At 42.2% G+C, this 7392-nt stretch carries 8 protein-coding genes; 6 read left to right on the top strand and 2 right to left on the bottom strand.

Features of this window, described 5'->3' with window-relative positions; genetic code table 11:
- Window positions 1-220 precede the first annotated feature (220 nt).
- The 4 genes from ACIFOD_RS22025 (at window position 221) to ACIFOD_RS22010 (ending at window position 4603) form a co-directional block, all read left to right on the top strand.
- Window positions 221-973, top strand: a complete 753-nt coding sequence (locus ACIFOD_RS22025) for a DeoR/GlpR family DNA-binding transcription regulator (protein ID WP_430316284.1) — start codon at window positions 221-223, stop codon at window positions 971-973.
- A complete protein-coding gene (pfkB, locus tag ACIFOD_RS22020) occupies window positions 970-1881 on the top strand; it encodes a 1-phosphofructokinase (RefSeq protein ID WP_430316283.1) in 912 nt (303 codons plus the stop codon). Before ACIFOD_RS22025 ends, pfkB begins: the two co-directional genes overlap by 4 nt.
- A 12-nt stretch (window positions 1882-1893) precedes the next feature.
- The gene (locus ACIFOD_RS22015) at window positions 1894-3765 is read left to right on the top strand and encodes a PTS fructose transporter subunit IIABC (RefSeq protein ID WP_430316282.1); all 1872 of its coding nucleotides are present in this window, start codon (window positions 1894-1896) and stop codon (window positions 3763-3765) included.
- Window positions 3766-3871: 106 nt separating this feature from the next.
- Window positions 3872-4603 carry an MgtC/SapB family protein gene (locus tag ACIFOD_RS22010; RefSeq protein WP_430316281.1) on the top strand — a complete coding sequence of 244 codons (732 nt, stop codon included), beginning with the start codon at window positions 3872-3874 and terminating at the stop codon, window positions 4601-4603.
- Window positions 4604-4645: 42 nt separating this feature from the next.
- On the opposite strand, the gene ACIFOD_RS22005 is transcribed toward ACIFOD_RS22010, so the two are convergent.
- Window positions 4646-5338, bottom strand: coding sequence for an MgtC/SapB family protein (locus tag ACIFOD_RS22005; protein ID WP_113968801.1), 693 nt, complete (start codon window positions 5336-5338; stop codon window positions 4646-4648).
- Window positions 5339-5439: 101 nt separating this feature from the next.
- Between ACIFOD_RS22005 and ACIFOD_RS22000 the strand changes: the two genes are divergently transcribed.
- On the top strand, window positions 5440-6369 hold the full coding sequence (locus tag ACIFOD_RS22000; protein ID WP_430316280.1) for a DMT family transporter: 930 nt from the start codon (window positions 5440-5442) through the stop codon (window positions 6367-6369).
- Window positions 6350-6850 (top strand): N-acetyltransferase family protein, encoded by a 501-nt coding sequence (locus tag ACIFOD_RS21995; RefSeq protein WP_430316279.1) that lies wholly within the window; start codon window positions 6350-6352, stop codon window positions 6848-6850. The genes ACIFOD_RS22000 and ACIFOD_RS21995 overlap by 20 nt, the downstream gene beginning before the upstream one ends.
- An 83-nt stretch (window positions 6851-6933) precedes the next feature.
- Here the strand turns inward: ACIFOD_RS21995 and ACIFOD_RS21990 are convergent, their stop codons facing one another.
- The gene (locus ACIFOD_RS21990; RefSeq protein ID WP_181778077.1) at window positions 6934-7110 is read right to left on the bottom strand and encodes a hypothetical protein; all 177 of its coding nucleotides are present in this window, start codon (window positions 7108-7110) and stop codon (window positions 6934-6936) included.
- Window positions 7111-7392: the final 282 nt, after the last annotated feature.

The raw sequence follows: 7392 nt of genomic DNA, 5'->3' as shown, positions 1-7392 counted from the left end.
CCGCGGAAAGCGAGCATCCTGTAGCGGAAATCAACTAGTTCTTTCTCCTCTACAATAAGCAACAAACTTTACTAAAAGAGCTTTATTAAAAGATAAATATCTGATCGCTTTTGAATGTTTCATGATAGAAAATGATTACTTTTGATTAAAAATGATTGATTTTTGTAACCGTTCTCATTATAATGAAAGTAACAAGAAACGGAGAAAGTAGGAGAGTGCTATGTTAACGGAGGAACGACATCGAATCATCTTAGACTTATTGAAGGAGAAAGATGCGATAAAAATCCAAGAGATTGTGGATGTTACGAACGCTTCTGAGTCAACGATCCGCCGGGACTTAACACAGCTCGAGCAAGAAAAATTTCTGAAACGTATCCACGGTGGGGCTGCGAGGCTTCAAGGGAAACTGAAGGAATTGAGCGTTTCTGAAAAATCATCCAAAAGCTTTCATGAAAAGCAATCGATCGGTCAATATGCTGCTTCCCTGGTAGAAGAGGGCGATTGCATCTTTTTGGACGCCGGTACGACGACCTTGAGTCTCATCGACCATCTTCCGCAAATGGATATTGTGGTTGTAACGAACGGTTTGACCCATGTGGACACACTCCTTCAAAAAGGCTTTAAAACGTATATGATCGGCGGATACGTAAAGCCGGTGACAAGAGCGATGGTCGGAAGTGCGGCGGTGGAATCCTTACAGCAGTATCGATTTGATAAAGCATTTATGGGAGCCAACGGGGTTCATGCTCAATATGGATTCACGACGCCGGATCCCGAAGAGGCCCAGGTAAAACGGATGGCGATTGAGTTATCAAGGGAAGCGATGTTTTTAACGGACGACTCCAAGTTTGGAGAAATCGCTTTTAGCAAAATTGTGGACCTTGATAAAGCCATGATTATAACGAATGCACTGGATGACGAACACGATACGGCAATGTTGAAACAAACTACGATAAAGGTTGTGACACCATGATATATACTTTAACACTGAACCCTTCTGTCGATTACATTATGGAACTTGATTCCTTTCAAAAAGGCGGTCTAAACCGAAGTGAGAAAGAAAGTGCATTTCCAGGAGGCAAAGGAATCAATGTTTCTCGTGTTTTGCATGTGCTGAATGTAGAAAGTGTTGCTCTTGGATTTGCAGGAGGATTTACCGGTGAGTACATTAAACAATTTTTAAATAAAGAAAAGATAAAAACTGAATTTGTCGAAGTAGAAGAAGCTTCACGAATTAACGTGAAGGTTAAGTCTGATGATGAAACGGAAATCAACGGTAGTGGACCATCTATTCGTGAGGCACATATACAGCAATTACTCCAGCAAATATCATCTTTAACAGAAGAAGACATGATCGTTCTGGCGGGAAGCATACCTGGATCGGTGCCTAAATCATTTTACCAGGAGATTGCTGAGCAATGTAAGGAACAAGGAACGAAAGTGATTATCGATGCCGAGAAGAACTTGATTCAACCGGTTCTTTCCTTGAATCCCTTCTTGATCAAACCGAATCATCATGAGCTGGGGGAGATGTTTGATGTGAAGATTGAGTCAGTTGATGATGCGGTTCACTACGGAAAGAAGTTGAAGGATTACGGAGTAGAAAACGTGATGGTTTCAATGGCTGAAAAAGGTGCCCTCTTACTGACCGGTAAAGAGGTATTGTATTCTTCCGTACCAAGTGGAGAGTTGCAAAGCTCGGTCGGAGCAGGAGATTCTACCGTTGCCGGATTCCTTGCGGGACTATCAAGGGGCTGGAGCATTGAGGATGCATTCCGCTTAGGAACCTCGGCTGGATCTGCTACTGCTTATTCAATCGGTCTTTGCTCATCGGAGAAAGTGGAAAGCTTATTTGAAGAAATTCAGATTACGAAAAAATAGGGGGGAACAAACATGAGAATTACGGAATTATTGACGAAAGATACGATTCAGCTAAATATATCTTCTGCATCCAAAACGGGCGTTATCGATGAATTGGTTTCCGTATTGGATAAAAGCGGGAAGCTAGAGGACCCTGAAGAATTTAAACAAGCGATCCTTAATCGCGAGGCTCAAAGTACGACGGGTATCGGGGAAGGAATCGCTATTCCCCACGCGAAAACATCGGCAGTCAAAGCACCTGCTATTGCATTCGGCAAATCAGCAGAAGGAGTAGACTATGAATCTCTCGATGGGACTCCTGCACATTTGTTCTTCATGATTGCAGCAACAGAAGGGGCCAATCAAACACATTTAGAAGCGTTAAGCCGTCTTTCTTCGATGTTGATGGACCCCGATGTTCGCAAAGCATTACTGAATGCTTCATCAAAAGAAGAAGTATTAGAGATTATTAATGTTCATGATCAAGAGGAAGAGGAAGAGGTTCCTGCTGAAGCTTCCACAAACGAAGGAAAGGTCCTGGCTGTAACGGCATGTCCTACAGGGATTGCTCATACGTATATGGCAGCAGATGCTCTGAAAGCCAAAGCGAAAGAAATGGGTGTGAATGTAAAAGTAGAGACGAACGGATCTGGTGGAGCAAAGAACGTCTTAACTTCTGAAGAAATTGAAAACGCTGTAGCTATAATCGTAGCTGCCGATACGAAAGTGGAAATGAATCGATTTAAAGGAAAGTCTGTGATTGAAGTTCCTGTGGCTGAAGCGATTAGACGTCCTGAAGAATTATTGAATCAGGCTATGAAACAAGATGCGGCCATATATAAAGGTAGAGAGCAATCTGGTGAGACTCATGCTGGTCCTGAGAAAAAACAAAAGTCAGGCTTTTACAAGCATCTGATGAATGGTGTTTCCAACATGCTTCCATTTGTTGTAGGTGGAGGGATCCTGATTGCGATCTCGTTCTTGTTCGGCATTCAGTCAGCGAATCCTGATTCTCCTGAGTACAATGAATTTGCCGCCATGCTAATGAAAATCGGTGGAGACAATGCTTTCTACTTAATGGTTCCTGTATTGGCGGGATTCATTGCCATGAGTATAGCTGATCGACCTGGATTTGCCCCTGGTATGATTGGCGGGTTGATTGCTGCAACGGGTCAAAGCGGATTCTTAGGTGGAATTATTGCCGGTTTCTTAGCAGGTTATGTAGTTCTTGGAATCAAGCGTTTAACAAACAATTTCCCTCCTTCATTGGAAGGAATCAAACCGGTATTGATCTATCCGTTGCTGGGAATTTTCATTACTGGATTCATCATGCTTCAGTTCCTGGTGGAGCCTCTGAGTGCAGTCAACACGGGTATTCAAAACTGGTTGGATGGATTAGGGACAGGGAACTTGATTTTACTCGGACTTGTTCTTGGTGGAATGATGGCAGTCGACATGGGAGGTCCGATCAACAAAGCGGCCTTTACATTCGGGATTGCCATGATTGAAGGAGGAAGCCTTGCTCCTCATGCGGCTATCATGGCGGGTGGAATGGTACCGCCGCTGGGGCTGGCCCTGGCTACGACAATATTCAAGAAGAAGTTCAATGATAATGAGCGAAAAGCGGGTATCGCGGCTTACTTTATGGGAGCATCCTTTATTACAGAAGGAGCGATTCCGTTTGCTGCAGCCGATCCATTCCGGGTCATCCCCTCTATTGTGACAGGTTCAGCGGTTGCAGGAGCGTTAGCGATGTTCTTTGGAATTGGATTACCTGCCCCACACGGTGGATTATTCGTATTCCCGGTAGTAGAAGGGAATCCGTTCTTGTATCTGTTAGCAGTACTGATTGGTTCTTTCATTACAGCCGTGATGGTTGGGTTATTAAAGAAGCCGATTAAATGATTCATGAAAGAACCAGGTGATCTCCACCTGGTTTTTTTGATTTTTGCGTTTTAAAAGGTTCATTCCAGGTAAAAAGTATAGGTAGATGATGGAGAGGGGAAAGGCTATGGAGATGATAGAATTTCTGGAGATTCCAGATGAGTTTTACACTGCTCTTATTCGCATTATGTTAATCGTTCTACTGAGCGGCTTAATTGGTATAGAGAGGGAATTTAAAAATCACCCCGCTGGTTTACGCACTCATATTCTTGTAGGTGTCGGCTCCTGTTTATTGATGCTTGTTTCCTTATATGGGTTTGAACCGTTTTTAGACGAACATCCTCAATTAGTAGGTTTCGATCCAAGTCGGATTCCCTCCTATGTTATTTCCGGAATCGGCTTTCTTGGTGCGGGAACGATTATGGTCCATGGAGGTGTGACGGTTAGAGGTTTAACCACTGCCGCCAGTATTTGGGTTGTTGCAGGCTTAGGGTTGGTAGTAGGGATTGGGATGTACTACCTGGCCATTTTTACAACCCTGGTGATTGTGATAACATTATTTTTCTTGAACAACCTGGAAAGCTTTTATAAGGAAAAAGTGAAGCATAAGAAGCTGCTTCTCCTTAGTCTGGTCGTGCAAAAGGGAAAGGGGAATATCACATCAATAAATGATGCCCTTCATGATCATGGAATTGAGATCACTCAATACCAGATTGAAGAAGGAGATGAAATGGAGGGGGTGGAGGCCTTTAAATACTCCCTTCTTATACTAACTCCAAGTGCCCTTCAGTTTAATGAAGTGTTGGAAGTTGTCCAAGATTTAGACTGTGTGAAAAAGTTCCAGCTTCACAAAAAATAAAAAAAGGAACGAGGGTGTTCATGCATCCTCATTCCTCAACTTCTATAAGCTTTCAATTTCTACATCTTTTATCCCTTCGATTTCTGAAATCGTATAGTAAATATCTACCGTCTTTTTTCTGAAGTCCACAATGATTTTCAATTCCAAAAGGTGCTGCTGATTCTTTAAGTCTTTGATCCGGATATTCTCAATAGAAATTTCTTCAGCTTTGATTCGTTCAATGATCGATTTGATCTCTTTTTTCTCCAAGATCGTAGCACGTAAGGACAGCTCTTTTTCCCGCAATCGTTTGGGACCTAAATACGTAATAATGATAGGCACCACTTCGACGGAGACTATCAAGAGAATCACACCTGCGGTAGCTTCCATGTAGAAACCGGCTCCAACAGCAATTCCGATTCCTGCCGCTCCCCAGATCATTGCTGCTGTCGTTAACCCGGAAATGCTGTCATTCCCTCTTCGTAAAATGACACCGGCACCCAAGAAACCAATCCCTGAAACAATCTGAGCTGCCAGTCGCAAAGGATCCATCGTGATATTTACTTTATCCGATCCCTCAGAAATATAAGCAGACTCAATAGAGACAATCGTTAATAAACAGCTCACGATACATATAACGAGAGACGTCTTTAAACCTACAGGCTTTCGCTTTAATTCTCTCTCCAGCCCAATAATTAACCCTAATACCGCAGATACACCCAGCTTTATCATAAATGTCGTATCTAATAGTTCCATCAAGCCCCTCCAGTTCTACATTTATCCCTGAAAATTCATGTAGTAATTTACCCCCGCTGATTATAAAATAGGAGCAACGAATACATATCAGGAGGTTTGTCATGTCAGACACAAAGGTTAATCCGTATCTATTACTCGCAATCGGAGTCATCTCCGTATCAACCTCTGCCATCCTGGTAAAAGTATCGAGTGCACCAGCAGGTGTGTTGGCCTTTTACCGGTTGTTTTTCACAGTTCTATTAATGTCCCCTGTATTTTTCTTAAAGTATGTGAAGGAACTGAAAGTTATTACTCTAAGAGATTGGATGTTTTCCATTTTAGCCGGGGTCTTTCTGGCCTTTCACTTCATACTCTGGTTTGAATCCTTAAACTATACTTCTGTTGCCAGTTCTACGGTACTCGTCACATTGCAGCCATTATTCGCTTTTATCGGGGCTTACTTGTTCTTTCAAGAGAAATTAACCGGGAGAGCCATCATCTCGGCGGTTTTAGCTGTTAGTGGGAGTATCATCATAAGCTGGGGAGATTTTAAAATAAGCGGAAGCGCGCTATGGGGAGATATTTTAGCCTTGGTGGCGTGCGCTCTTGTAACAGGATACCTGTTATTCGGGCAGACGATAAGGAAACGGCTGTCCCTCATTACCTACACGTATTTGGTCTATGCGATAAGCTCAGTCGTTTTATTCTTATATGTCATGATGCGTTCCGAAAGCCTAGGGCCATATCCGAAAGAGGATTGGGTCTACTTTCTATTACTTGCCATCATCCCGACACTATTAGGTCATTCATTATTCAACTGGTCCCTGAAGTGGTTAAGCACCTCAACCATCTCTATGGCCATCCTCTTTGAACCAATCGGCGCTTCAATCCTTGCTTATTGGCTCTTAGCTGAAAAAGTGATAATGACTCAAGTGGTTGGCGGTCTTGTCATTATCATCGGCGTTACCTTCTTCTTAATAGAAGAAAGGAAGTTAAAAAAGATGGTCCAAAAAGTCAACGAGGTGAAAAAGAGTGAAGAACTTCCGCTTTAGAAAGGCAAACCTTCAAGACTCACCCGGTTTAGCATACGTACACATCCATAGCTGGAGAACGACGTACAAAGGAATCGTTTCAGAAAACTATCTTCAGTCTTTATCAATAGAAGAAAGAGAACAAAAGTGGGTACAAATCCTTTCCGGAACTCATCATACGTATGTATGTGAATTGGATGATGGGAAAATCGTCGGCTTTGTTTCATTTGGGAAAGAGCGTTCAGGGGAGTACGAAGGAGAATTATATGCCATTTATCTTCTAGAAGAATATCAAGGTGAAGGCATCTGGAAAGAGCTCTTCGGAATTGCCGCTGCAGGCCTTAAAAAACAAGGATACAACTCTATGTGGATATGGGTGTTGAAAGAGAATCCATCGAAACATTTCTATTATGCCTTAAAGCCTGCACTTATTAAGGAAGAGATGTTAACGATTGGCGGTGAGTCGCACCAGGAAGAAGGGTTGCTGCTGGAACTGCATTAAAAAGGAGTAAAGGAAGCGTTCATTTCGCTCCTTTACTCCTTTATTAAATTTGCTCAACAATAAACGTTAACAGAATCATTCCCTCAAGAAAATACGTATGTAAAACCAGAAAACACAAACGCCATGACCACTGAAAAGATGAAGGTCATTCCTCTTACAGGAGTAGTGCTTTCGCTTATCTTAAGAGCTTGTACATACGAATACGCAAACAGATACACAGCCATGATGAATGATAGAGATAATGCGACGTTGGTAAGCATGAATAAAAGGTCTCCTTTCAGGAATGCGTAGTAATAATGTATATGGAGGTTTGCTGTTAAACAGAACAAAGAAGTGATTGATTAAGTTTTTGAAGTTTTCCTTAAAAATATATTGCAATAACATTAACTGCATGTTATATTTATAAACGTCGCTGATGCAACAAACAACATTTCGAAAAAATAAATGCAAAAAAGTTGTTGACGCGAGAGTGAAAGATATGTTATATTAATAAAGTCGCTTCAGAGCGGAGTGGACAAGCCTTGAACCTTGAAAACTGAACA

Origin of the sequence: Rossellomorea sp. NRS-1567 (genome assembly GCF_050467885.1) — a bacterium.
Lineage (GTDB): Bacteria > Bacillota > Bacilli > Bacillales > Bacillaceae_B > Rossellomorea > Rossellomorea aquimaris_C.
The sequence above is the reverse complement of the archived record's forward strand: the minus strand, read 5'-3'. Positions and strand labels throughout refer to the sequence as shown.